This window comes from Microbispora corallina, from assembly GCF_016863035.1.
Lineage (GTDB): Bacteria > Actinomycetota > Actinomycetes > Streptosporangiales > Streptosporangiaceae > Microbispora > Microbispora corallina.
In genome coordinates, this window is record NZ_BOOC01000013.1 from 234239 (window position 1) to 258757 (window position 24519).

General features: G+C 74.3%; 20 protein-coding genes. 5 read left to right on the top strand and 15 right to left on the bottom strand.

Features of this window, described 5'->3' with window-relative positions; all coding sequences use genetic code 11:
- Nucleotides 1–3: 3 nt before the first annotated feature.
- A complete protein-coding gene (gene mnmA, locus Mco01_RS16490; RefSeq protein ID WP_275410507.1) occupies nt 4–1089 on the bottom strand; it encodes a tRNA 2-thiouridine(34) synthase MnmA in 1086 nt (361 codons plus the stop codon).
- Between the two features lie 237 nt (nt 1090–1326).
- On the opposite strand from mnmA, the gene Mco01_RS16495 reads away from it, so the two are divergent.
- Complete coding sequence (locus tag Mco01_RS16495) at nt 1327–2367, top strand: DUF695 domain-containing protein (RefSeq protein ID WP_204057756.1); 1041 nt, start codon at nt 1327–1329, stop codon at nt 2365–2367.
- 36 nt (nt 2368–2403) lie between these two features.
- On the opposite strand, the gene Mco01_RS16500 is transcribed toward Mco01_RS16495, so the two are convergent.
- Nucleotides 2404–3558, bottom strand: coding sequence for a cysteine desulfurase family protein (locus Mco01_RS16500; protein ID WP_204057757.1), 1155 nt, complete (start codon nt 3556–3558; stop codon nt 2404–2406).
- A gap of 105 nt (nt 3559–3663) precedes the next feature.
- Between Mco01_RS16500 and Mco01_RS16505 the strand changes: the two genes are divergently transcribed.
- The 3 genes from Mco01_RS16505 to Mco01_RS16515 all read left to right on the top strand — a co-directional run bounded on the left by Mco01_RS16505 (nt 3664) and on the right by Mco01_RS16515 (nt 6491).
- Nucleotides 3664–4155 (top strand): TetR/AcrR family transcriptional regulator, encoded by a 492-nt coding sequence (locus Mco01_RS16505; RefSeq protein ID WP_204057758.1) that lies wholly within the window; start codon nt 3664–3666, stop codon nt 4153–4155.
- A gap of 124 nt (nt 4156–4279) precedes the next feature.
- Nucleotides 4280–5509: an MFS transporter gene (locus tag Mco01_RS16510; protein ID WP_204057759.1), complete on the top strand. Its 1230-nt coding sequence runs from the start codon at nt 4280–4282 to the stop codon at nt 5507–5509.
- Nucleotides 5510–5603: 94 nt separating this feature from the next.
- The gene (locus Mco01_RS16515) at nt 5604–6491 is read left to right on the top strand and encodes a rhomboid family intramembrane serine protease (RefSeq protein ID WP_204057760.1); all 888 of its coding nucleotides are present in this window, start codon (nt 5604–5606) and stop codon (nt 6489–6491) included.
- A 52-nt stretch (nt 6492–6543) separates the two neighbouring features.
- Here the strand turns inward: Mco01_RS16515 and Mco01_RS16520 are convergent, their stop codons facing one another.
- The 3 genes from Mco01_RS16520 to Mco01_RS16530 form a co-directional block, all read right to left on the bottom strand.
- Nucleotides 6544–7497, bottom strand: a complete 954-nt coding sequence (locus Mco01_RS16520; protein WP_204057761.1) for an electron transfer flavoprotein subunit alpha/FixB family protein — start codon at nt 7495–7497, stop codon at nt 6544–6546.
- A 10-nt stretch (nt 7498–7507) separates the two neighbouring features.
- Entirely contained in the window at nt 7508–8287 is a 780-nt protein-coding gene (locus tag Mco01_RS16525) for an electron transfer flavoprotein subunit beta/FixA family protein (protein ID WP_204057762.1), read from the bottom strand.
- 288 nt (nt 8288–8575) lie between these two features.
- Nucleotides 8576–10936 carry a thiamine pyrophosphate-binding protein gene (locus tag Mco01_RS16530; RefSeq protein WP_204057763.1) on the bottom strand — a complete coding sequence of 787 codons (2361 nt, stop codon included), beginning with the start codon at nt 10934–10936 and terminating at the stop codon, nt 8576–8578.
- A 162-nt stretch (nt 10937–11098) separates the two neighbouring features.
- On the opposite strand from Mco01_RS16530, the gene Mco01_RS16535 reads away from it, so the two are divergent.
- Nucleotides 11099–11863, top strand: coding sequence for an SDR family NAD(P)-dependent oxidoreductase (locus Mco01_RS16535; RefSeq protein ID WP_204057764.1), 765 nt, complete (start codon nt 11099–11101; stop codon nt 11861–11863).
- Nucleotides 11864–11981: 118 nt separating this feature from the next.
- Here Mco01_RS16535 and Mco01_RS16540 read toward each other — a convergent pair whose 3' ends face one another.
- From Mco01_RS16540 to Mco01_RS16585, 10 genes are all read right to left on the bottom strand, one after another.
- Nucleotides 11982–13427, bottom strand: a complete 1446-nt coding sequence (locus Mco01_RS16540; RefSeq protein WP_204057765.1) for a serine/threonine-protein kinase — start codon at nt 13425–13427, stop codon at nt 11982–11984.
- A gap of 63 nt (nt 13428–13490) precedes the next feature.
- Nucleotides 13491–15455, bottom strand: coding sequence for a serine/threonine-protein kinase (locus tag Mco01_RS16545; RefSeq protein ID WP_239103654.1), 1965 nt, complete (start codon nt 15453–15455; stop codon nt 13491–13493).
- Nucleotides 15456–15466: 11 nt separating this feature from the next.
- Complete coding sequence (locus tag Mco01_RS16550) at nt 15467–17752, bottom strand: serine/threonine-protein kinase (RefSeq protein WP_204057767.1); 2286 nt, start codon at nt 17750–17752, stop codon at nt 15467–15469.
- A gap of 106 nt (nt 17753–17858) precedes the next feature.
- Entirely contained in the window at nt 17859–18374 is a 516-nt protein-coding gene (locus tag Mco01_RS16555; protein WP_204057768.1) for a YbaK/EbsC family protein, read from the bottom strand.
- Nucleotides 18375–19958 carry a flavin monoamine oxidase family protein gene (locus Mco01_RS16560; RefSeq protein ID WP_204057769.1) on the bottom strand — a complete coding sequence of 528 codons (1584 nt, stop codon included), beginning with the start codon at nt 19956–19958 and terminating at the stop codon, nt 18375–18377.
- A gap of 75 nt (nt 19959–20033) precedes the next feature.
- The gene (locus Mco01_RS16565) at nt 20034–20876 is read right to left on the bottom strand and encodes a M55 family metallopeptidase (RefSeq protein WP_204057770.1); all 843 of its coding nucleotides are present in this window, start codon (nt 20874–20876) and stop codon (nt 20034–20036) included.
- The gene (locus Mco01_RS16570; RefSeq protein WP_204057771.1) at nt 20873–22114 is read right to left on the bottom strand and encodes a DUF6395 domain-containing protein; all 1242 of its coding nucleotides are present in this window, start codon (nt 22112–22114) and stop codon (nt 20873–20875) included. The genes Mco01_RS16565 and Mco01_RS16570 overlap by 4 nt, the downstream gene beginning before the upstream one ends.
- Before the next feature lie 4 nt (nt 22115–22118).
- On the bottom strand, nt 22119–22475 hold the full coding sequence (locus tag Mco01_RS16575; protein WP_232326724.1) for a hypothetical protein: 357 nt from the start codon (nt 22473–22475) through the stop codon (nt 22119–22121).
- Between the two features lie 124 nt (nt 22476–22599).
- Nucleotides 22600–23373, bottom strand: coding sequence for an enoyl-CoA hydratase/isomerase family protein (locus Mco01_RS16580; RefSeq protein ID WP_036331255.1), 774 nt, complete (start codon nt 23371–23373; stop codon nt 22600–22602).
- 50 nt (nt 23374–23423) lie between these two features.
- Nucleotides 23424–24515 (bottom strand): glycosyltransferase family 4 protein, encoded by a 1092-nt coding sequence (locus Mco01_RS16585; RefSeq protein ID WP_204057772.1) that lies wholly within the window; start codon nt 24513–24515, stop codon nt 23424–23426.
- Nucleotides 24516–24519: the final 4 nt, after the last annotated feature.

A 24519-nucleotide genomic window follows, 5' to 3' on the forward strand; every position in this document is an offset into this window, starting at 1 on the left:
CCGTCAGACCGCCGAGGCGATCGTGGCGGAGCCGATGACGGCGTCGCCCTCGTAGAGGACGGCGCCCTGGCCCGCCGCGACGCCCGCGGCCGGCCTGTCGAGCGCGATGTGCAGCTCGCCGCCGGACAACTGGGCGCGGCAGCCGTACACCTCGCCGTGGGCGCGCAGCTGCACGCTGCAGGCGATCGGCTCGTACGGCTCGCCGGCCGGGCCGTTCCACACCGGCCGCTCGCCGACGATGTCGCGCACCTCCAGCGAGGTCCGCGGGCCGACGGTCACGGTGTTGGACACCGGCTCGACCGACAGCACGTAGCGCGGCCGCCCGTCGGTGGCCGGCCGGTCGATCCGCAGCCCCTTGCGCTGGCCGATGGTGAAGCCGTACGCGCCCTGGTGCGTGCCGACGACCTGCCCGGTCAGCGCGTCGACGATGGGCCCCTCCGACGCGCCGAGACGGTCGGCCAGGAACGCCCGCGTGTCGCCGTCGGCGATGAAGCAGATGTCGTGGCTGTCCGGCTTGTCCGCCACGGTCAGCCCGCGGCGGCCCGCCTCGGCGCGCACCTCGGCCTTGGTCGAGTCGCCGAGCGGGAAGATCGCGTGGGAGAGCTGCTCGCGTGTGAGCACGCCGAGCACGTACGACTGGTCCTTGGCCTCGTCGACGCTGCGGCGCAGCACGCCGCCCGCCAGGCGGGCGTGGTGGCCGGTCGCCACCGCGTCGAAGCCCAGGGCGAGGGCCCGGTCGAGCACGGCCTCGAACTTGATCTTCTCGTTGCAGCGCAGGCACGGGTTGGGCGTGCGGCCCGCGGCGTACTCGCTGACGAAGTCCTCCACGACGTCGCGGTGGAACCGCTCCGCCATGTCCCAGACGTAGAACGGGATGCCGATCACGTCGGCGGCCCGTCGCGCGTCGCGGGCGTCTTCGAGCGTGCAGCAGCCGCGCGCGCCGGTGCGGTAGGACCGGGGGTTCGACGAGAGCGCCAGGTGGACGCCGGTCACGTCGTGGCCCGCCTCGGCGATCCGGGCGGCGGCGACGGCGGAGTCCACGCCGCCGGACATGGCGGCGAGCACGCGGAGCCGTGGTGTGGGACTCATAGCAGTTCGAGACTACCCGTACGGCGCGCTCTCCCGCTGCGGCGCGTCCGCCCCTGTGGACGACCGCCCTGCGCCCCCGGACAACCGGCCGCGCCTCCGACGACCGGCCTCGCCCAGGTCCCCGCCGCCTCCGGCGCGCCCGCGCCACCTCGGCGTCCGTCCCGGCCCCTCTCCGCGGCCGCGCCGTGTCGCGATCGCGTTGGCAGAGCGGGAGGCGAACTGGGAGGATGCGGGGTCATGCGACTGTTCGGGCGCAAGAGCGAGCCGGTTGAGCCGGCGGAGGCCATCGCCGGCTTCTGGACCTGGTGGGCCGAGACCCGCCCCCTGATCGACGGTCACGTCGAGGCCGAGGACGCCGAGGCGCTGGCCGAGACGATCGGACCGGCCGTCACGGCGTTGGACCCGTCCCTGGTCTGGGAGATCGCCCCGGGGACCCTCGCCAGGCACGCCCTGGTGGTCAGCGCGTCCGGCGACCCGGAGTTGCGGTCGTTCGCGCACCGGTGGGCCCTGGCGGCCCCTCCGGCGGACGAACTGTGGGAGTTCCACCCCTCCCGTCAGGCGAACCCTCGGGCGTCCGAGCTGACCGTCGACGTCGGCGGCCGGGAGTTCGGGCTCGACCGGCTGGTGCTGGGCCTGCGCGTGCCGCCGGGCACACCCCGCGTGGACGTCTCCGCCTTTCACCCGATATTTCCGGATATCGATGACGACACCCGGATGGAGGCCACCCTGCTCGCGCTCGACTGGTTGCTGGGCGAGGACGAGGTGGCCCGCTGGGTGGGCGACATCGTGGCCGCCGAGTTCGAGCCGATCGACGCCGTCCCGGCCGTTCACCTGCCCGCCGTCGTGGCGGACGTGGCCGGCGGCTTCAAGGACGAGCAGTGGGCGCTGCTGGAGGGCCAGACCGCGAACGGCGGCAAACTGGCCGCCGCCGCCCGCTACCCCCTCCGTCCGGTCGACCACCCGCTCTTCGACCAGCACGTCGCGATCACCCTGCCGTACGCGAACGCCGACGCGGACGGGCTGCCCGCGGGCGTGTCGCTCGGCTCGCTGCGCGACTTCGAGGTGAACCTGACCGAGCGCCTCGGGGCGCTCGGCACGGCCGCGCTGGTGGCCCACCTCAGCGCGGAGCGCAGCAGGGTGCTGCACGTGTACGCCGACCCGGCGGGCGACGCCGCGCGGGCGGTGCGCGAGCTGGCCGCGGCCTGGAAGGAGGGGCGCGCCACGGTGGAGGTCGCCGACGACCCGTCGTGGAGCGCGGTCGCCCACTTCCTCACCTGAGCGAGCGGCCCCGGCCGCTCGGGGACCCCGCCGGCCTCAGGTGAGACCGGCGCGGCGGGCGCGTTCGACGACGTGCGGGATCACGTCGGCCACCCGGTCGACGTCCTCCTCTGTGGAGGTGTGGCCGAACGAGAAGCGCAGCGAGCCCCGCGCCCGGGCGCCGTCCTGGCCCATCGCGAGCAGTACGTGGGACGGCTGCGCCACGCCGGCCGAGCACGCGGAGCCGGTCGAGCACTCCACGCCCTTGGCGTCCAGCAGCATGAGCAGGGCGTCGCCCTCGCAACCCGGGAACGAGAAGTGGGCGTTCCCCGGGAGCCGGTTGTCCGGGTCGCCGTTGAGGATGACGTCCGGCACGACCCGCCGTACGCGCTCGATCAGGTCGTCGCGCAGGGCGGTGAGACGCTCCGCCGTGGCGTCCTGGTGCTTCACGGCGGCCTCGACCGCCGCGGCGAACCCGGCGATGGCGGGGGCGTCGAGCGTGCCGGACCGGATGTCGCGCTCCTGGCCGCCGCCGTGCAGCACGGGCACGGGGTCGACGCCCCGGGCCAGCAGCAGCGCGCCGACACCGATCGGGCCGCCGACCTTGTGGCCGGACACGGTCATGGCGTCCACGCCCGACTCGGCGAACGACACGGGGAGCTGGCCCACGGCCTGCACGGCGTCGGTGTGGAACGGGATGCCGTGCTCGTGGGCGATGGCGGCCAGCACGCGGACCGGCTGCACCGTCCCCACCTCGTTGTTGGCCCACATGACGCTGACGAGGGCGACGTCCCCGGGGTCGCGCTCGATGGCGGCGCGCAACGTCTCCGGGTGGACGCGGCCGCGGTCGTCGACCTCCAGCAGCTCCACCACCGCGCCATGGTGGTCGGCCAGCCAGTGGGCCGGGTCGAGGACGGCGTGGTGCTCGACGGCGCTCAGCAGGACGCGCGGCCGCCTGCGGGCCCAGAAGAGCCCCTTCACGGCCAGGTTGTCGGCCTCGGTGCCGCCGGCCGTGAAGACGACCTCGCTCGGCCGGGCGCCGAGCGCGCAGGCGATCGTCTCCCGCGACTCCTCCACGACCCGCCGCGCCCGCCGCCCGGCGGCGTGCAGCGACGAGGGGTTGCCCACCTGGCGGAGTTGCGCGGTCATCGCCTCGATCGCCTCGGGGAGCATCGGCGTGGTCGAGGCATGGTCCAGATACGCAGTTCCCACGGCCCCTCCCAGAACGATCCTCGGCCAACCAAGCCTATCCGGATGTCCGATCCTCGCTATCCCCCGGCTTTGCCACTGAACCGTCCAGACGGTACAGTAAGTGTCATGAGGAGGGACGAACTGCTCGACGCGGCCGAGTGCCTGCTGCAGGACCAGGGCGTCCAGGCCCTGACCCTGTCGGCGGTCGCCGAGCGCGCCGGCGTGAGCAAGGGCGGTCTCCTCTACCACTTCTCCAGCAAGGACGCGCTGATCAAGGGCATGGTCGAACGGCTGATCGCCGAGTTCGACGCCCTCGTCGAGGCCCAGCACGAGAGCACGTACACCAGGGCCTACCTGGCGGCGACCTTCGAGGCCGTCGAGACCGGCCGGCTGCGGCGCTGGGCGGTGGTCACCGGCGCCGCCGGCGATCCCGCGCTGCTCGCGCCGCTGCGCGAGGCCATGGCGCGCTGGCACCTGCACGGGCTGGAGGACGAACCCGACCCGGTGGCGTCGCAGGTCGTGCGGCTGGCGTGTGAGGGCGTCTGGGAGGTCGCGACCCACAGCCCCGGCATCGTCGACTACGGCGCGGTCAAACGCCGCCTGCTCGACCTTCTCTGACTCCGCCCGGACCCGGGCATGGCGGTCGCCCTTCCGGCAATGCGCCGTAAAGGGCGACCTAACGGAGTGTGCCCGCTCTCCCCTCGTCGGAAACCGTATTCACCGACCCCGAAAGGAAGTTGTGATGACCCGCGCCCTGAGGACGGCCCGTGCCGGGGCGATCCTCACCTTCGTCCTGGCCGGCCTCATGTGCGGCACGTTCACGGTGCGCCTGCCCGCGCTGGCCGGACGGCTCCATCTGTCGGAGTCGTCGGTCGGCCTCGCCCTGCTCTCCTGGGGGCTCGGCGCGCTGGTGACCATGCAGCTCATGCGCGTGGTCATGGCGAGGGCCGGCAGCGGCGGCGTCCTGCGGATCGGCGCCCCGCTGTGCGCGGCCTCCCTCGTGCTGCTCGCCTTCGTGCCGTCGTTCCCCGCCCTCGTCGCCGCGTCCGCGCTGTTCGGCATGGCCTTCGGCGCGGTGGACGTCGCCATGAACGCCCAGGGCTCGGTCGTGGAGCGGGCGTACGGCAGGCCGATCATGAGCGGGATGCACGCGGGGTGGTGCGTCGGGGCGATCTCCGCCGGGCTCGCGGGCACCGCGGCCATCGCCGCCGGGCTGCCGTTCACGGTCCACCTGCTGCTGGTAGCGGCGGTGTCGCTGCCCGTGTCGCTCGTGCTCAGCCGCACCTACCTGCCCGACCCGGCCGCCGAGACGGCCGGGCCGTCCGGCACGCGGGACGGGCGGCGCAGGCTGCCCGGCGTCGTCTACCTGCTCGGGGCGATCACCTTCGCCGCCTTCATGGTCGAGGGCGTGGTGGCCGACTGGAACGGCCTCTACCTGATCGGCACGCTCGGCGCTCCCGAGGCCGTCGCGGCGCTCGGCTACCCGGTGTTCGAGGCCGGGATGCTGGTCGCCCGGCTCGGCGGCGACCGCCTCCGGGGCAGGTTCGGCGCGCGGGCGCTCATCGTGTCGTCCGGCGCCGCCACGGCCGCCACCTACCTGGCCGTGATCGCCGCCCCCTCCGCCTTCGCCGCGGTGGCCGCCATGTTCCTCATCGGCCTGTCGGTGGCGACGATCTCGCCGATGGCGATGTCGCTGGCCGGGACGGCCACGGCCACGCCCGGCCCCGCGATCGCCCAGGCGGGCGCGATGGGCTACGCGGGGCTGCTGCTCGGTCCGGTAGTGATCGGCTTCGTGTCGACGCTGACGTCCCTGCGCTCGGCGATGGTCACCGCGGTGGTCCTCGGCGTGCTCATCGCCGTCGCCGCCCGGTTCCTCCCGGCGTCCCGGACGCTGCCGTTCCGGCGGGTGCCGGGGGGCCTCGACGGCCGTACGGCGGAGGACGGCGACGAGCCGCTGCCCCGGGCGGCCTGACGGCCGAACGCTCCCGCCTCCGTGACAAAAGTCCCGGGAAGGTCCGTACATCCGTTCTCGCCACGACAGGACGGGGTGCGGGACGCTGGGACGCGTGACGACCAGACCGTTCCCCTGGACGACGACGGCCGTCCTGGCCGTCACCGCCGTGCCGAGCCTCGCGCAGATCGCGGCCCCGGCGCTGACCGGCGCTCTCGAGCGCGATCCGGACCTCATCCGCGCGGGCGAGTGGTGGCGACCGGTCACCTCGCTGCTCGTGCAGGACGGCGGTCTCGCGGGGACCGCCTTCAATCTGGCGACCCTGCTGGTGGTGGGCGTGCTCGCCGAGCGGGCTCTCGGTCCCGGGCGGTGGCTCGCCCTCTACCTGGTGGGGGCCGCGGCCGGGCAGGCGGCCGGACTGGTCTTCGGGACGGTGGGCGCGGGCAACTCGATCGCGGTGTGCGGGCTCGCCGGAGGCTGCGCGGCCGCCCTCCTCGGCCGTGCCGGCGACCTACGATCACCGGGCGCGGCGCCCGCACAAACGGCGCCCCCACAAACGGAGTCGCAGACGGCGCACTCAGGCACAGCGTCCGCACCAGCGGCGCCGTCGCAGGCGGCGCACTCGGGCACCGCGCTGCCGCCGTCGAAAGCGGCGCCGTCGCCCCTGAAGGCCCTCGTCCGGGAGACCGGACCGGGGACGGCGGCGGCGGTCGCGGCCTGGTACGCGCTGATCATGATCTCGACGGCCGCGGAGGGAGTCGCGGCGATCGTGGTGGGCGCGGTGACCGCGACGGCCGGCGCCCACCTCGTGCTGCGGCGCGACCGGCTGCCCCGGTGGGCGCCCGCACTGGCCGTGCTCGCCGCGGGCGCCGTGCTCTCCGCCCTCGCCAACCTGCACGGACCGGCGCTGCTCGGCGGCCTGGCGGCCGGCGCCGTGCTCGCTCTCACCGCCCCGGCCCTCCCCCGGGCCACCAGGACGGCCGGACGACGCCGGCCGGTATGACGAAAGGCGCCGCACCCCTCCAGGGGATGCGGCGCCTCCGGCGGCCGAGCGGCTACTTGCGCTTCTCGATCTCCTCGGTCAGCTGCGGGACGACCTGGAAGAGGTCGCCCACGACGCCGAAGTCGGCGATCTCGAAGATCGGCGCCTCGGGATCCTTGTTGATCACGACGATGGTCTTCGAGGTCTGCATGCCGGCCCGGTGCTGGATGGCCCCGGAGATGCCGGCCGCGATGTAGAGCTGCGGCGAGACGGTCTTGCCGGTCTGGCCGACCTGGAACGCGTGCGGGTACCAGCCCGCGTCGGTGGCGGCGCGGGAGGCGCCCACCGCCGCGCCCAGCGAGTCGGCCAGCTTCTCGATGATCGAGAAGTTGTCGGCCGAGCCGACGCCCCGGCCGCCCGAGACCACGATCGCGGCCTCGGTCAGCTCCGGACGCCCGCCCTTCTCCTGGACGACCCGCTCCACGATCCTGGCGGCGCGGGCGGCGTCGGAGAGGGCGACCTCCACCTTCTCCTCTGCGCCCGCGGCCGGGGCGGCCACGGGGGCGGTGGCGTTCGGGCGGACCGCGATGATCGGGGTGCCCTTGACGACCCGGCTGCGCACGTTGACGCCGCCGCCGAAGATCGACAGCTCGGCGACGAAGTCGCCGTCCACGCCCACGGCGTCGGTGATCACGCCCGAGTCGGTCTTGACGGCCAGCCGTCCGGCGACCTCCTTGCCCTCGCCGGTCGCGGCGACGAGCACCCCGGCCGGGGTCTTGTCCGCGACGAGCCGGGCCAGCAGCTCGGCCTTGGGGGCCACCACGTACTGCGCGATCTCCTCGGAGTCGGCCACGTAGATCTTCTCGGCGCCGTACTCGGCGAGCCTCGCCTTGGCGGCGTCGGAGTAGCCGGGGCCGGCCCAGACGGCCGACGGCGTGCCCAGCGACCGGGCCAGCGTCAGGAGTTCGAGGGTGACCTTCTTGATCTCACCCTCGACGTGGTCGACGAGAACCAGAACCTCACTCATGACCAGCCCCTCACACGAACTTCTTCGACGCGAGGAACTCGGCGGCCTTGGCGCCGCCGTCGCCCTCGTCCTTGATGACCGTGCCGGCGGCGCGCGGGGGCGCCGGGGCGAAGTCCACGACCTCGCTCCAGGCGTTCGCCAGGCCCACCTGGTCGAGGGCGATCTCCGCGTCCGCGACGCCGAGCGTCTCGACCGGCTTCTTCTTGGCCGCCATGATGCCCTTGAAGGACGGGTAGCGCGGCTCGTTGATCTTCTCGATGACCGACACGACGGCGGGCAACGTGGCCTCCACCTTGTCGTGGCCGTAGTCGGTGAGCCGCTCGACGGTGATGTCCGAGCCGTTCACCTCGACCTTGCCGGCGAGCGTGAGCTGCGGCGCGCCGAGCCGCTCGGCCAGCATCGCGGCGAGCATGCCGGTGCGGGCGTCGGTCGACTCCGAGCCGAGGATGACCAGGTCGAACCCGATCTTCTTCAGCGTCTGGGCGATGGCGTACGACGTGGACAGGGCGTCGGACCCGTGCAGGGCGTCATCGTGCAGGTGGACGGCCTTGTCCGCGCCCATGGCGAGGGCCTTGCGGATGGTCTCGGCCGCCTTCGCGGGACCCATGCTCAGGACGGTGACCTCGCCCCCGTGGGCCTCCTTGAGCCGCAGCGCCTCTTCGACCGCGTACTCGTCGAGCTCGTTCACGACGCCGTCGGCGGCGTCGCGGTCGAGCGTCTTGTCATCGGACCTCAGCTTGCGCTCGGTCGCCGTGTCGGGGACCTGCTTCACGCAGACGACGATGTTCATGGCCGGTGGCCGACCTCCCCTTTCCGTACGGCTGACGCCGCGGGTTCTCGGTTCGTGGCGCGGGGTACGCGCACGTGATGCCAGACTGCCAGGCGCTCATGGGCGTGGTGACAGTGGGTGGCCCGGGCGTCGCGCTCTCCCTGGTCCCCCGCTCGTCATGTTACCCGTCAGTAGCTTAGACGCAAACTCCCCGGTCTTCACGGCGCGGCGAGCACGCCGGGGGACCCGAAAACGGAGGTGACGCCTCCTCCACGATACCGAACTTTATTCCAAAGGAGACCCGGGGACTCAGGCCAGGGACAGCGCCGCCAGGGCGGCGTTCACGATGTGCCCAGGCAGCAGGTCGTGCAGCTCGTAGAGCTCCCGTACGCTACCCGACTCGCCGAACCGGTCGACCCCGAGCGGCACGCAGGGCACGCCGAGGGCGGAGCCGAGCCAGGCCATGGCGTGGGACGCGGCGTCGTGCACGGTGACGATCGGCGCGCGGTCGCGGAAGGCCGCCCGCAGGCTGCCCGGCAGGGCCGGGACGCTCGCGCCGCGGACGCCCTCGGCGAGGGCGCGCCGCCACCCGCTGTAGAGGCGGTCGAGCGAGGTCACGTCGACGACGTGGGCGGCCACGCCCTCCTCCGCGAGCTCCGCGGCGGCCGCGAGCACCTCGGGCAGCACGGCCCCGGAGGCGGCCAGGTGCACGACCGGCGCCCCCGGCCCGCGCAGCTCCGGATGGGCGTCGTAGGCGTCCACCAGCCGGTACGCCCCGGCCAGCACCTGGGCGCGCAGCACCGCGTCGCCGAGCCGGGCCCGCGCGGCCTGGAACGGGGCCTGGTCGATCGGGCGGGTCGTCAACCGGAAGTAGTAGGAGCCCTCCGCCGACTCGGCCGCGGCGACCTGCGACAGCGCGTCGCACAGCAGCCAGTCGAGGGCGGCGCCGTAGGCGGGCTCGACGAGCGTGACCCCGGGCAGCTCCAGGCCGACCGAAGGGGTGATGGTGGACTGGTGGGCGCCGCCCTCCGGGGCCAGGGTGATCCCGGACGGGGTCCCGGCGACGACGAAGCGCGCGCCGGAGTACGTGCCGTACAGGAAGGCGTCGAGGCCCCGCAGGACGAAGGGGTCGTAGACGGTGCCCACGGGCAGCAGCGGCTGGTCGGACAGGTCCCACGACAGGCCGAGCTGCCCCAGGAGGAGGAACAGGTTCATCTCGGAGATGCCGAGCTCGATGTGCTGGCCGGAGGGGCTCTCGGCCCACCGCAGCACGCGGTCCTCGTTCCACGAGCGCCGGTCGGCCGGGGCGAAGACGCCGGTCCTGTTGATGAAGCCGGCCAGGTTGGTGGACGTGGCGACGTCGGGGGCGGTGGTGACCAGGTACGGCGCCACGCCGGGGACGCGGCTCAGCTCCACCAGGACCCGGCCGAAGATCTCCTGGGTGGAGACCGGCTTGGCCGTGCGGACGTCGGTGGCGGCGGGCACGGAGACGGCCGGCCCCGGCCGCCGCGGGGGGCGGGCGAGGGCGCGGCCGCGGGCCTCCGCCCAGGCGCCGGCGGGCGAGGCGGGGTCGAGGCGGTCCCACTCCGTGTCGAGGTCGAGTCCGAGCGAGGCGCGCAGCCGGTCGATCTGCTCGCCGGTCAGCAGCGCCGAGTGGTTGCGGGGGTTGCCGGCGACGGGCAGGCCCCACCCCTTGACCGTGTAGGCGAAGACCACGCTCGGGCGGTCGGTGACGGCGTCGCACTGGGCGTACGCGTCGAGCATCGCGTCGAGGTCGTGCCCGCCCAGGTCGGTCACGAGCGGGGCGAGGTCCTCGTCGGGCGTGTCGGCGACGAACGCCTCCACCTCGGCCGGGGCGCCGTCCAGGAACCGCTTGCGCAGCTCGGGCCCGGCGAGGCCGAACAGCGACTGGTACTGCTCGTTGGGCATCGCGTCGATCCACGCCCGCAGGTGCTCACCGCCGGGACGGGCGTACGCCTCCTGCAGCCGCCGGCCGTACTTGACCTCGACGACGTGCCACCCGGCCGCCGTGAACTGGCCGCGCCACTGGTCGATCCGCACGCCGGGGACGACGCGGTCGAGCGACTGCCGGTTGAAGTCGACTACCCACAGGACGTTCCCCAGCCCGGCCGTGGCCGGGTCGGCGACCGCCTCCCAGATGTTGCCCTCGTCCAGCTCGGCGTCGCCGAGGAGGGCCACGAACCGCGACTCGGGCCGCGGGCCGAAGTGGGCGTCCACGTACCGGCGGGTCACCGCGGCGAACAGCGGGGCCGCCGCGCCCAGGCCGACCGAGCCGGTCGAGAAGTCCACCCCGTCCGGGTCCTTCGTCCGGGAGGGGTAGGACTGCAGGCCGCCCCGGGCCCGCAGCCGGGTCAGGTAGGAGCGGTCGAGCTCGCCCAGCAGGTACCGGATCGCGTGGAAGACCGGCGACGCGTGCGGCTTGACGGCGACCCGGTCCGCCGCCCGCAGGTGGGCGAACCACAGCGCCGTCATCGCCGTGACCAGGGACGCGCTGGACGCCTGGTGGCCTCCGACCTTCACCCCGTCGCCGGTGTCCCGGTCGTGGTTGGCCGCGTCCACGATCCGCGTCGCGAGCCACAGCACCCGACGCTGGATCTCGTCCAGGACGTCCAGGGGCGGGACGTCCGGAGCCTGGCCAGGTTCGGTCATGGCGCGTCTCCCGTTCGCTTCCAGGTGTTCTTTCAGCCTGAATCGTGCACTTTATCCGTTCGGCGCAAACAGGCCGCAGGTGACCGGCCGATTGGACTTGCCGGTCCATTTTCTGCGTCGCAGAGTGGCGGCACAGCAACCGCGAAAGAGAGGGGAACCGCCGTGGCTGGACGACTGCAGGACAAGAAGGCCCTGGTGACCGGGGCCACCAGCAATATCGGCCGTGCCATCGCCGAGGCGTTCGCCGCCGAGGGGGCCCACGTCGTGGTCTCGGGCCGCAGTGCCGATCGAGGCGCCGAGGTGGTCGAGGGCATCCGTTCGCGAGGCGGGCGGGCCGACTTCGTGCAGGCGGATCTGGACGGCGGCGCCGCGGCGTCGCACGCCCTGGCCGAGCAGGCCGCGTCCGTCCTGGGCGGGCGCATCGACATCCTCGTCAACAACGCCGGCATCTACCCGGCCGACGGCACCGCGGCCACCGACGAGAAGACCTTCGACGAGGTGTACGCCGTGAACGTGAAGGCTCCGTTCTTCCTGACCGCGGCGATCGCCCCGGCCATGGTCGAGGCCGGGGGCGGCACGATCATCAACCTCGGCTCGTGGATCGCCCGGCTCGGGATCCCGGTCGGGGCGCTCTACAGCTCCACCAAGGGCGCGGTCGAGACCCTGACCCGGGCCTGGGCGGCGGAGTTCGGCCTGCGGGGCGTGCGGGTGAACGCCATCTCGCCCGGCGTCGTGCACACCCCCGTGCCGGGCGAGACGCACGCCGGCGCGGTGATGATGAAGGGCACCCCGGCCGGGGACGTCGGCAGCCCGGAGGCCGTCGCGCACGCCGCCGTCTACCTGGCCGCCGACGAGTCGGAGTTCGTCCACGGGATCGTCCTCGACGTGGACGGCGGACGCACCACCGCGGCGGTGATCGCCGCCTAGCGACGGGCGCGGGCCGGGCGGAGCAGCGGGCCGGGCGAGGGCTCGGTCTTCCGCCCGGCCCGGCCTTCGGTACGCCACCGGCCCGGCCCGGTACGGCCCCGGGACGGCCCGAGGCCGATCAGCTCGCGAAGACCAGCATGAGCAGCAGGATCAGCACGGTGCCCACGGCGAGCAGCAGGGTCGCCGTGCTGAACAGCGTGCTCAGCAGCGCCCAGACGGCCACCACCCCGACGCCGCCCGCCACGTCGACGGCCAGCCGGCCCCTCGACCGGGCCGCCAGGCCGAACCCCGCGTCGATCAGCACGCCGATGCCGTACAGCACGAGCAGGAGCAGCGACACCTCGGGGAGGGCGCGGCGGGCCGCGGCCGCGAACAGGCCGACGACGACCGCCGACCCGATGACCCAGCGGCGGTGGAGCTTGCGCCGGTGGCGGGCGCGCAGGTCCTCCGGCGGGCGCCTGCGGTCGCCGGGCCGCCACTCCCGGGTGGCCGCCTCCGAGGGCGACGCCGAAGGTGGCGCGGAGGGCGACCCGGCGGACGTGGGGGCCGCCGACCAGGAGCGGTCCACGTCCCGCCGTCCGTCCTGCGCACCCGGCCCGAACGCCGCCGCGTCAGGAGGATCCGGGTAGGCCGCCCGGCCTTCACCGTGGACGGCGGCCTCTCGCGGCCCACCGTGACCCGGCTCGCGGCTCCTGCGCCGCCAGGCGGCCGGACCCCGCCGCGGCCGGTCGCCGGCCTCGGAGGCGGCCGGAATGGACGCGGCAGGAAAGGCGGCGGGGGCCGCCGCCACGACCTGGGCCGCCAGAGCCCCGGAGGGCGGCCGGGCGGCGGGGTCGGTGCGCAGGCACCGGATGAGCAGCGGGACCAGCCAGGACGGCACGCCGGTCAGGTCCGGCTCCCGGTGCACGACGCGGTAGGCGATCGCCGCGGCCGGCCCGGTCCCGTACGGCTGCCACCCGGAGGCGGCGAAGGCCACGGTGGCCGCCCAGGCGAAGACGTCCGACTCCGGCCCGGCGTCCCGCCCCTCCAGCACCTCCGGGGCGAGGTAGCCCGGCGTGCCGACGACGGCGCCCGAGGCGGTGACCGAGGCCGACTCCAGCGCGCAGGCGATGCCGAAGTCGATCACATACGGCTCGCCGTCGGCGACGATCACGTTCGCGGGCTTGAGGTCCCGGTGCACGACCCCGGCCGCGTGGATCGACTCCAGCGCCTCGGCCAGCCCGATCGCGAGCCGGACGAGGCCGGCGCCCTCCACGGGACCGTCGTCGGCGACGACCGCGCTCAATGGCCGCCCCTGGACGTAGCGGGTGACGACATACGGCCGGTCGCCCTCAAGGGACGCGTCGAGGACCTCGGCCACGTGCCGTCCCCGGACCAGGCGCATGGTCTGCACCTCGCGGGCGAGACGGGTGATCGCGACGGAGTCGGACGCGACGTGCGGGTGGAGCACCTTCACCGCGACCGTCCGGCCGTCGGGGTCGAGCGCGAGGTGGACCTCTCCGAACCCGCCCGAGCCGAGCGTGGAGAGCAGGCGGTAGGGACCCAGGTGCTCCGGCGAACCCATTCCGCTCCTCCTCGCGTCGCGGGCGTCGGCGGCTTGTGGCGCTTGTCGGGACCGGGGTGCCGGTCAGGTCCAGAAGGTGAGGAAGCCCAGGCCGATCCTGTCCATGATGTCACCGATCACGCCCGTGACCAGGTTCACCACGGTGTCCTGGCCCTTCTGCTTCAGGTCCGCGACCACGTGGGACACCGCCACGGACGGCGGGCGCCACGGCGCCCAGGAGGCGTCGGCCGACAGCGCGGTCATCACCGCGAACAGCGCGACCGTGCCGACCGCGATGGTCACGACCATGCCGGCGCCGGGGCTGCGGATCACCGCGCTCAGCCCCCGGGCGACGGCCTTACGGGGGGCGCCGCCGCCGGGCAGGACGAACAGCCCGCCCGCGAAGGCCCCGGCGGCGTACGCGGCCGCGGGGTCGGTCTTCATCCCGCCGAGGTAGACGAGCCCGCCCCAGACGCACATCGCGAACATCGCCGCCAGCGGCACCTGGACGAGGGTGGCCAGGCCGGCCTTGATCAGGGCCCACGGCGTGCCGAGCACGGCGAGCAGGGGGTCGGCGCCGCTGCTCCCCCGGACGGAGCGGCGCTCGGCCAGGTCGCCGAGCAGGTAGTGACCCACCCGCAGGCACAGCACCGCCACCACGGCGAACAGGCACACGACCACGGGGACCAGGCAGGCCAGGGCCACGAGCGTGGCGAGGAGCATGGCCGCCAAAACCGGGTGGCCCGCCCGGTAGCGGGGCCGGTCCTGCTCGCCGCCGTACGGCCGCGCCTCGGCCGGCGGGGCCGTCGGGCGGGCGAGGGGCGGGACCGTGCCCTGGGGGGCCGGGTAGCCCGCCACGCGCTGATCGGGATGCGGCGGCGGGTAACCGGACGACGGATGGTGGGGCGGGGCGTACCCGGCCGGCCCGTAGGCCGCCTGACCGTACCCCGCCGGGCCGCCCGGCCCGTACGCCGGGACGGGGGCCGGGGACGGCGGCACGGGTCCCCGGGGCCGGGGGGCGCGGGGCTCGCGGCGCGGCCGCTGAGGCTCGGCGTAGTTGACGGGGGGCAGCAGGTCGGCGTAGCTCTCGTCGGCCGGCAGGACGCTGGTGCGGTCGGGCCGCCCCGCGGACGACAGGGGCGCGGCGTCGTCGAGCACCCGGGTCTCCCCCACGGAGTTCCCGTTGACGGCCGTCCCGTCGAGGACGCGGGTCCCGCCGTCGCGCGGCGTCTCCTGCAGGGCGGTGACCGAGGGGTCGAGCGCCCTGGCCAGCTTGAGCAGCGAGGCGGCGGTGGGGCGGGAGGCGGCGTCGGGCGCCAGGGCGAGCCGCAGCCAGCCCCGCAGCCACAGCGGCGCCACGTCGATCTGCGCCTTGCCCTCGAGGATGTTGTAGCAGACCGACTCGAACGTGCCGGACCCGAACGGGGGCTTGCCGGTGGCCGCGAAGAAGACGGTGGCCGCCAGCGCGTGCACGTCGGCGGCCTGGGTGATCTCGGTGTCCCTGATGATCTCGGGGGCGAGGTAGCCGGGCGTCCCGACGAACATCCCGGTCTGGGTCAGCCGGGTGGCGTTGACCAGGTGCGCGATGCCGAAGTCGATGACGAGCGGCTCGCCGTCCACGAGCATCACGTTGGCCGGCTTGAGGTCCCGGTGGACGACGTCGGCCGCGTGGATCGCGACCAGCGCCTCGCACAGCCCGCGCGAGAGCCTGATCACGTCGTGCGGGCCCAGCGGCCCGTCCTCCAGCACGGTCTGCTCTAAGGTGCGGCCGGGCGCGTACCGCGTCACGATGTACGGCGCCGCCCCGGTGAGGTCGGCGTCGAGGACCTCCGCCACCCGCCTGCTGCGGACCCGGCGCATGGTCTCGACCTCGCGGGTGAGCCGGTCGCGTGCCTTGAGGTCGGTCGCCACATGGGGGTGCAGGACCTTGACCGCCACCTCGCGCCCCTCGCCGTCCAGGCCGAGGTGGACGACGCCCATGCCGCCCTCACCCAGCCGCCGCAGGAGCCGGTAGGGGCCGATCCTCTCCGGAGCCTCGGTAGCCGACATGTCGTCCCCCGTCACTGATTTCCCGCCTGGGTCCGCAAATCACTCAGACGTTGCACTACAGACAGAACGTCGATGGGACCCCAGAAGTGCCCTGCTGACTGTCTACCCATCACGCTTGTCAGGGCGACGGCCGCGACCAGCACCGCGAGCACGCCGATCCCCGCCGCCAGCCCCTTGGCGGCCCCCTCACCCGGCACGAGCGAGGCGAGCGTGCGCCGCATCTGCCGGCTCGGGCCCTCCACCCCCGGCCCGGCGCACACGGTCCACAACGCGACCGCGATCCCCCAGCTCAGCGCGGCCAGCACGGGCATCGACCCCACCAGCACGGTCAGCAGCAGCGTCACCGGAAGGCCCAGCACCAGCGCGTACGGCACCAGCGCGATCGTGACGCCGACCGACCTGACGAGCGCCCCCGGCTGCCCGAGCACCCGGATGACGTCGGCGGCCGCCGCGCCCGCAGGGCGCCGCGCCTGGAGCTTCGGCTGGGCGATGTCGGCCGCGCGCAGCAGCACGGCCACCGGCAGCGCGAGCACGCACACCAGCAGCGGCGCGATCACCGCGAGGCACGTCATGACGACGAGCAGCAGCGCGCTCGCCACGCCGTACGCCTTCGAGCGCTGCAGCGACACGGCCCCCGGGTACGGCGCGGGTGGCGCCGTGGGCGGCGGCACCCGGACCGTCGGCAGGAACGGCGCCGGATGCGGCTGGTTCACGTGCGGAGTCCGCTCGAAGAGCTCCGGGGCGTGGTCGAAGAACGCCTGCCCGGCGGGCGCGGCGGCCTGCCGCAGCTCCTCGGGGGTCACCCTCCGGGTGGGCACGTCGCCCTCGGACCTGCGCATCGGCGTCGGCCAGTCCCCCGAGACGCCGCCCGTGCCCGGGGCCGCCGGAGAGGCGGGCGGGGCCATCCGGGTCGGGATGTCGCCCTCGGCCGGGCCGGTCCGCGGCGCGGCGGCGCGGGCCGACGGGTCGAACCGGGTGGGGACGTCGCCCTCGGCGCTCGCGCCCAGGGCGGGCGTGAGGTCACCCGGGACGGGCCCGCCGAGGCCGGCCCTGCGTAGGTCGTCGCCGGTGACGCGGACGGTCGGGAAGGGGTCGCCCGGCTGTCCGCCGGCGGGGGTGTCGCGCAGCAGCGACACGAACTCCTCGCCGGACGGCCGCGAGCCCGGGACCGGCGGCGGCGCCACGGGGGCGACGGGCGGCGTGACGAGCGGCAGCGCGTGGGGAGCGCTCCCCCCGGGTCCCGCCGGGTGCGGGCCGGACGGCGACCCCTGTTGCGGGCCCTGCTGCGGGCCCTGCCCGGACGCCGTCTGCGGCATCGGCCGCGACCCCGCGCCCGGTGCCGCGGACGGACCTCCCACGCCTGTCTGCGGCATCGGCCGCGACCCGGCGCCCGGCGCCCCGGACGGGCCTGTCGCGCGCGACCCGAACTCGGGAACCGGCTGCCCGGAGGTGTCGTCGATGTTGGGGACCGTGGTGATCTCGTCGGGCACCCGGGGCCGGCGGTTCTGCGGCATCAGCTGCCCGACCCGCCCCACCAGCTCCACGGCCGTGGGCCGCCGGGCCGGATCGCGCTGGAAGGCGGCCCGCAGCAGCGGCTGCAGCGGCGCCGGGGCCGCGTCCACGTTGGCCTTGCCGGAGGTGATGTTGAAGAAGATCATCTCCAGCGTGCCCTTGCCGAACGGCGGCAGACCGGTGGCCGCGAACAGCAGCGTGCCGGCCCAGGCGTGGACGTCCACCTCCGAGCCTGCCTCGTGGCCCTCGATGATCTCGGGGGCGAGGTAGCCGGGGGTGCCGATGAACATGCCGGTCTGGGTCAGCCGGGTGGCGTCCACGGCCTGGGCGATGCCGAAGTCGATCAGCACCGGCTGGCCGTCCAGCATGAGGACGTTGCCCGGCTTCAGGTCGCGGTGGATGACCCCGGCGGCGTGGACGGCGGCGAGCGCCTCCGCGACCCCCTTGGCCACCTTGAGCAGGGCGTCCAGCGGCAACGGGCCGTCCTGCTTGATGATCTCGTCGAGCGGGCGGCCGGGGACGTAGCGCGTCACGATGTAGGGGCGCCTGCCGGTGACGTCGGCGTCGACGACCTCCGCGATGTGCGGGCTGCGGACCCGGCGCATGGTCTCGACCTCGCGCGACAGCCGCCTGCGCGCGACGTCGTCGCCGGCCACCTCCGAGCGCAGGACCTTGACGGCGACCTGCCTGCCGTGCGGGTCCAGGGCGAGGTGGACCACGCCCATGCCGCCCTCACCGAGCCGCCTCAGCAGCCGGTACGGGCCCAGTCGGTCGTCCTGATTCATTGCGTAAGCACCATACCGACTAAAACAAGGACCATGAGTGAACCATCAGGCCACATTCCTGCTCAGCACAACGTGTGGCGGGCGCCTGCGGTTTCCCAAGAACAGGTCAAACGGTGAGCGCGAGGACCTCCCCGCCCGTCGCGGCGACCAGCGCCTCCCCGGAAAGGGCCAGCTTGGAGCGGCGGACGCCGCTGCCGATCACCACGAACGGCCGCCGGATCACATTTTCGTCAACGAGCACCGGCCAGTCCGCGGGCAGCCCGATCGGGGTGATCCCGCCGTACTCCATGCCGGTCAGCTCGACGGCCTCCGCCTGGGGGGCGAACGAGGCCTTGCGCGCGTCCAGGTGCCGGCGGATCACCCCGTTGACGTCGGCCCGGTGGACGGCGAGGACCATGACGGCGGCGTAGCGGGTCTCGCCGCCGCGCCTGCCGGCGACGATGACGCAGTTGGCGGAGTCCTCCATGGCCACGCCGTACCGGTCGCAGAAGGCGGCGGTGTCGGCGAGATCGGGGTCGATGGCGGCGACCCGCAGGTCAAGCGCCCCCTTCTCGACGGCCGCGGCCACGGGGTCGGCGAGCAGGTCGGGCCGCTCGGAGGCGGGCACCCAGTCGAGAGCCATTCAGTTCTCCTTCACGACGCGTGTGTGGAGCTGGGTGACCACCTTACGGGCGGACTCCAGGGCCCCGGCCTGCCAGGCGATGAGGTGGGTGAGCCAGTCGCCGGCGAAGTAGACGCGGCCGGCCGGCTGCTGCAGTAGCCGGAACGGCGCCTCGAACGACGGCCAGGACACCCAGGCGCCCTCGATGTGCGGCTGGCGCCGCCAGGCGATCGACACGCTCGACAGCAGCTCGGTCCGGTACTTGTCGCCGTGGATCCGCACGCCCTGCCGCAGCGCCCGGCTCTCCCGTTCCGCGTGGGTGAGGCGGGCGTACGCGTCGGCGTCGTCGCCGAGGTTGTAGTAGCCCACCACCAGCCCGCGCGAGCCGTGGAACCCGTACGAGGGATACCAGATGTGGGAGATGTCCATGTCGGTCTCGGTGATGCCGCCGTAGATGCGGTCGTCGGTCTCCCACCAGCGGCGGCGGTACTCCAGCCCGATCTTCCCGCCGGAGACGGGCTTGGGGGTGGCCAGCGCGGAGACCACCTGCGTCCCGAGGTTGCCCGGGATGCGGGCGAGGATGTGCGGGGGCATGGCGGCCACGCAGTACTGCGCCTTCGTCGAGCCGCCCGTGTGCTCGATCTGCACGCCGTCCGGCAGGTTGGTGATCTTCTTGACCTCGACCGACGTCCTGATCTTGTCGCGGCCCACGGCGTCGGCGAGCCTGCGCGCGAGGGAGTCCATGCCGCCCACCGGCTGGAACATCGGCATCGCCTGCTCGTAGCCGAACGGGAACGCGATCGTGCGGCCCAGCCCGTAGCGGAGGACCTCCTGCAGCGGGGGCGGCGGTCCCAGCGGCACGGGCGCCGACACGCCCGGCTCGACCCGGTAGCCCCGGCGCTCCGACCCGTCGTAGGTGTAGCTCTTGCCGATGTCCCCGAACTCCGACAGGAAGTCGAGCAGCAGTTCCTTGTCGCCCGGGGTGAGCCGCCTGTCCAGGGCCCCGGCGTTCGTGGCCTTCGCCAGGAGCTCGCTGACGTACCCGTAGATGTCGGCGCGGGCGGTCCGGGCGCGCACCGGGGCCTTCATGCCGGTGTTGTAGACGTAGGCGCTCGCGTTGTCGTTCACGAACGGCTCGATGGGCACGCCCAGCTCGCGGCAGTAGTCGAGCGTCAGCATCCACTGGGCGATCCGCGCCGGCCCGGCGTTGAAGTAGATCCCCTCGCCGAACCGCGCCTGCTGGGTCTCGCCCGACAGCTCGGGGAGCCGGTCGCCGCCCCTGATCGTGAGGCTCCGCCCGCCGATCCGGTCGCGCGCCTCCAGGATCGTGCAGTCGTAGCCGGCCTTGCCCAGCTCGTACGCCACCGCGAGCCCGGCCACGCCCGCGCCCAGGATGACGACGGAGGCCGCCCCCCTGCCGCGCAGCGTGAAGTCGGAGCGCTGGGGGGGCGTGTAGTCGTCGGCCTGCCGATCGGGCGCGAGCCCGAGCGCGCCCATCGCCGCGTACATGGCGCCCGCGCCGCCGGCCGCGCCGAGCCCCACGAGCAGGGCCCGGCGCGTCAGCGCCTTGCCGTCGGTCGCCTTGTCATCCGTGTCCTCCGTCATGCCGGCCCGTCGCCGGCGCCGTTCGCGGCCGCGCCCACCCGTTCGTCTCCCGATCCCATGTGCCGATCGTCCAGGTCATCCGTACGCGCCGCTGCCGCACGCGACGTGGCCGCCGATCATCGAGAAGATCCCGAAGAGCGCCATGATCTCGTGGTAGTCGGCGGTCGTGAACTCCGTGTGCCGCGGCCCCACCTGCTTCACACCGGGGACTACGGCACAGGCGGCCGCGATGGCCGTGGAGTTCCACTCCACCCCCAGCGTGTACGGCGGGGGGACGACGTAGGGGCGCAGCTCCGGCAGCCGCCCGAGCGCCCGGGCGGCGCCCTGGGTGATCCGCTCCCAGGCGACGCTCGGCGGCAGCAGCTCGGCGGAGAACCGGTCGATGCCCGTCTTCACGGCGACGGTCTCCACGTCGCCGAGCAGCTCCGCGGCCTCCTCGCAGACGGCCTCGTCCCCGGTGACGAGGGCCACCGGGACGCCGAGCGAGCCGGCGAAGCCCGCGACCAGGCGGGTCTCGCCGCAGATCGCGCCGTTCAGGTAGACGTTGTAGATCTCCTTGCCCATCCACGTGTGGTTGAGCACGCCGTGCTGGACGCCCGCGCGGGCGTGGTAGCCGGCGAAGCAGGCCGCGTCGAACTCCCCGGTGAGCCCCTGGCCCATCCGGTGCGGCTTGCCCGGTCCCCGCACCAGCGTGGCCCGGGGGTCGAGCAGGTCGATCCTGAGGTTCTTGGTGGACCCGTGCGCGTCGTTCACGAGCACCGAGCGCGCGCCGGCCGAGAAGGCGCCCTCGACGACGGCGTTCGCGTCGCCCGTCATCAGCTCGCAGCCGCGCTCGTAGCCCCGGCCGCCCGCGTGCATCTCCTCGGGGTCGGTGAGCCCCGTCACGCCCTCCATGTCCACCGACAAGTAGATCTTCATGCTGCCCCCCAGGTCTCCACCCGGCCGGCCTCGTCCTCGGCCATCAGCCCGATGGTGTCACGCATGTACGCGTCGACCTGCTTGCGCCACCGCTCCGGGACCTCCTCGACGGCCGGGGGGTAGCAGCGCTCCAGCCAGCGGGTCGACTCCACCGTCGCCCCGAGGTGCTCCGCCGCCTTCGCGAACGGCGTCTCCGCGATGTTCGGCACGCGCGCGCAGCCGTACTCGATCATCTCCTGCCCGCCGTACGGTGGCGGCTGCTGCCACTTGCGGCCCGGGCCGCTGGTGGCGGTGAGCTCGGTCCGCATGGGACGGCCCTCGACCGCGGCCTGGATGAGCTCCTTGTACAGGCACTTGCCGCACCGCCCGCAGGGGATCGCACCCGAGCCCTGCAGGCACCACCGCAGCTGGGGGCGCAGCTCCGATTCGAGCGCCATCCGCATCGTCACGGCCTCGCTGACGCCGGCGACCGGCAGCACCATCCGCATCCCGGCGGCGGCGAACAGCCGGCCCCACCGCTCGTGGCCGGCCCACATGGGGTTGTCGGGGCTGAAGCGGTGGATGTAGCGCCCGCCGCCGAGCCAGCGCGAGCCCAGCTCGTAGCCGAAGGCGAGCCCGCCCAGGTCGAGCCGGTCGGCCAGCAGCAGCGCCCCCACGGCGACCGCGTGGTGCTCCGGGTACCCGGGCCGGGGGAACGCCAGCGTGAACTCCAGGTCCGACTGGACGACGGTCACGTCCCGGCCCGTCTCCCTGGCCAGGCGGGCGGCGACGTCGGAGCGGTAGTGGGTCCAGCGGTTCGGCACGCGGGGGTGGCTCACCCGCTGGAAGTGCACGAACGGCGCGTCGGGGAAGACCTCCGCCACGGCCATGGAGTCGGCGCCGCCGCTGTAGGAGATCGCGAGCCCGCTCCCCTCGCGGGGGTCGCCGGCGACCGGGCCGGCGTCGATCCCCCATCCCGCGGCGAGGGCCTCGGCCAGGCGGGGGGACACGGGCCGGTCGAAGGTCACCCTCCGCCTGGTCCAGGGCGCCGCCACCGTCCATGCCGCCGTGGCGAGCAGGTCGGGGTGCACGTCGGAGGGCAGCCCCGGGCCGTCCGGGCCGCCGAGCCGCACCCGGCAGGAACTGGTGCGCATCTCCAGCCGCTGGCCGTCGGTGCAGGTCCCGGTGACCTCGTCCTCCGGGTCGAGCAGGAGCGTCAGCCGCCAGACGCCCTCGTCGTACGTCCACTCGACACGCATGGGGCTATCCCGCGCGCCCGGGGGCGGGCACCCGCGCCGACAGGTCGTCGATGGCCTGCCACAGGCGCACCTCGGTGCGCAGCAGGCTGTCGAGGGCCTCGGCCGCCTCCGTCGCCAGCCGGTGGGCCTCCGCCACCCGGGGGTCGGCGGCGGGCTTCGGGGGCGCCTTCACGCTCTGGCGCAGCCGGTCGACCTCGTCCCGCAGCGCCACCACCTCGCGGCGGAGCATCTGGACCTCCCACAGGGCGTCCTTGATGCCCTGCCGGTGGTCGGCCTTGGTCGCGTACCGCGCGTCCAGCCGGGACCACAGCGCCCGGCGAAGCCGTGGGGGGGCCAGCACTCGGCCGAGGAAGCGCATCATGGATCGCCACGATAGCCCTATTTCACCGGTTCCTCGTACGGACCGGCATGACCGGCATGCCCGGTCACACGGGGGTTTCTGGGGGATTTCATGAACGCCGGGCGGCGCCTCCCTGTAGCGCCGCTCAGCGGCCGGTGAACTTGGGGCGGCGCTTCTCGGCGAAGGCCGTCATGCCCTCGCGGGCGTCCTGGGTGGCGAAGAGGCCGGAGAACTGGAGCCGCTCGATCTCCAGGCCCGTGTCGAGGTCGGCCTCCAGCCCCCGGTCGACGGCCTGCTTGGCCGCCCGCACGGCCGCCACGGGTCCCTCGGCGAAGGTGGCGGCGAGCTCCAGCGCCGCCGTGTAGACCTCGGAGTCGGGCACCACCCGGTCGACGAGCCCGATCGCGAGGGCCTCCGCGGCCTCGACGTGGCGGCCCGTGAAGATCAGGTCCTTGGCGCGGGCCGGGCCGATCAGGCGGGGCAGGCGCTGGGTGCCGCCGGCGCCCGGGATGATCCCCAGCGTGATCTCGGGCTGGCCGAGCCTGGCGCCCTCCCCCGCCACCCGGAAGTCGGCGCAGAGGGCGAGCTCGCAGCCGCCGCCGAGGGCGTAGCCGGTGATGGCCGCGATGACCGGCTTGCCGATCCCGGCCACGGCCGTGAAGCAGTCCTGCAGGACGCGCGAGTGGACGGCCATGTCGGCGTAGGACATCACGGCCATCTCCTTGATGTCGGCGCCCGCCGCGAAGACCCGCTCGCCGCCGTACAGGATGACCGCGTGGACGCCGGGGTCGGCGTCGACCAGCCGCGCCGCCTCGGCGATCTCCTCCTGGACCTGCCGGTTCAGCGCGTTCATCTTCGGCCGGTCGAGCCGGATGGTCGCGATGTGGTCGGCGATCTCCACGCTGACGAACTCACCCATGGCACCTCGTCCCTCCGCTGGCACGTCGGGTCCCACCCTAAGGCCGCCGATCACCGGGTCAGCGGCAGCGCGGGCACGCGGCCGGACGCCTCCCGCCAGGACGAGGCGATCACCGCGCGGTAGACGCGCTCGTAGCCCTCGACCATCGGGCCGACGTCGAAGCGCCGTTCCGCGTGGGCGCGGATGACGTGCGGATCGAGCCGCCCGGCCTCCTCGATGGCCGCGGGCAGTTCGGACGGGTCGCGGCGGACGAAGCCGGTGAGCCCGTCCGCGACGATCTCCGGCACCGCCCCCCGGCCGATCGCGACGACGGGCGTCCCGCAGGCCATGGCCTCGATCAGGACCATGCCGAACGGCTCCTCCCAGCGCAGCGGGAGCACCAGGCACCGCGCCCGGGACAGCAGGCCGCGCTTCAGCGCCCCGTCGGCCTCCCCGACGTACTCCGCGCCGGCTCCGAGGAGCGGCGCGACGCGCTCACGGAAGTGCTCGCGCTCGGCGGCCTCGACGAGCTTGCCGGCCAGGACGATGCGGCGGCCGGCCGCGCGGGCGGCCTCGATCGCCAGGTCCGCGCCCTTGTCGGGGCTGAACCGGCCGAGCCACAGCACCCAGTCCTCCTTGACGGGCGCGAAGGGGAACGAGGCGACGTCGACCGCGTTGTGGACCCGGGCGACCCAGTTGAGGTCGGGCGCCTGCGCCCGCTGGGCCAGCGAGATCGCGACGAGCGAGACGGCCTCGCCGAGATCCCGCAGGATCGTCCCGGCCTCGCCCGTGACGTCCCCGTGGCAGGTCACCACCGTGGGAACTGCCCTGCACCCGGCGCCCAGCGGGCCTGCCAGCGAATGGTCGTGGACCACGTCGGCGTCGAGGCCGCGCAGGAGCCGGGCGGCCCGGGCGGCGTGCACCACCTCGGGGTACGCCTCGCCGATCCGCGCCGACTGCGGCTCCTCGTAGGTGCGCAGGTCGGCCCCGGCGCCGGCGCCGATCAGCGTGACCCGGTGGCCGCGGGCCGCCAGCCCGCGCACGAGGTCGGCGAGCATGGACTCGATGCCGCCGTATCCCTTCGGCGGCACCTCGTACCAGGGCGGCGCGACCATCGCGACGTGCAGCGCCTCCCGCGAACCCCCCGTGTCCGCCAGGCCCATGCTC

Coding starts and splice junctions, on each gene's coding strand:
- Mco01_RS16505 (WP_204057758.1), top strand. CDS start 3,664: ATGAGGAGGGACGAACTGCTCGACGCGGCCGAGTGCCTGCTGCAGGAC.
- Mco01_RS16525 (WP_204057762.1), bottom strand. CDS start 8,287: ATGAACATCGTCGTCTGCGTGAAGCAGGTCCCCGACACGGCGACCGAG.
- Mco01_RS16580 (WP_036331255.1), bottom strand. CDS start 23,373: ATGGGTGAGTTCGTCAGCGTGGAGATCGCCGACCACATCGCGACCATC.
- Mco01_RS16530 (WP_204057763.1), bottom strand. CDS start 10,936: ATGACCGAACCTGGCCAGGCTCCGGACGTCCCGCCCCTGGACGTCCTG.
- Mco01_RS16550 (WP_204057767.1), bottom strand. CDS start 17,752: ATGAATCAGGACGACCGACTGGGCCCGTACCGGCTGCTGAGGCGGCTC.
- Mco01_RS16585 (WP_204057772.1), bottom strand. CDS start 24,515: ATGGGCCTGGCGGACACGGGGGGTTCGCGGGAGGCGCTGCACGTCGCG.
- Mco01_RS16555 (WP_204057768.1), bottom strand. CDS start 18,374: ATGGCTCTCGACTGGGTGCCCGCCTCCGAGCGGCCCGACCTGCTCGCC.
- mnmA (WP_275410507.1), bottom strand. CDS start 1,089: ATGAGTCCCACACCACGGCTCCGCGTGCTCGCCGCCATGTCCGGCGGC.
- Mco01_RS16570 (WP_204057771.1), bottom strand. CDS start 22,114: ATGCGTGTCGAGTGGACGTACGACGAGGGCGTCTGGCGGCTGACGCTC.
- Mco01_RS16495 (WP_204057756.1), top strand. CDS start 1,327: ATGCGACTGTTCGGGCGCAAGAGCGAGCCGGTTGAGCCGGCGGAGGCC.
- Mco01_RS16540 (WP_204057765.1), bottom strand. CDS start 13,427: ATGGGTTCGCCGGAGCACCTGGGTCCCTACCGCCTGCTCTCCACGCTC.
- Mco01_RS16575 (WP_232326724.1), bottom strand. CDS start 22,475: ATGATGCGCTTCCTCGGCCGAGTGCTGGCCCCCCCACGGCTTCGCCGG.
- Mco01_RS16565 (WP_204057770.1), bottom strand. CDS start 20,876: ATGAAGATCTACTTGTCGGTGGACATGGAGGGCGTGACGGGGCTCACC.
- Mco01_RS16560 (WP_204057769.1), bottom strand. CDS start 19,958: ATGACGGAGGACACGGATGACAAGGCGACCGACGGCAAGGCGCTGACG.
- Mco01_RS16545 (WP_239103654.1), bottom strand. CDS start 15,455: ATGTCGGCTACCGAGGCTCCGGAGAGGATCGGCCCCTACCGGCTCCTG.
- Mco01_RS16520 (WP_204057761.1), bottom strand. CDS start 7,497: ATGAGTGAGGTTCTGGTTCTCGTCGACCACGTCGAGGGTGAGATCAAG.
- Mco01_RS16510 (WP_204057759.1), top strand. CDS start 4,280: ATGACCCGCGCCCTGAGGACGGCCCGTGCCGGGGCGATCCTCACCTTC.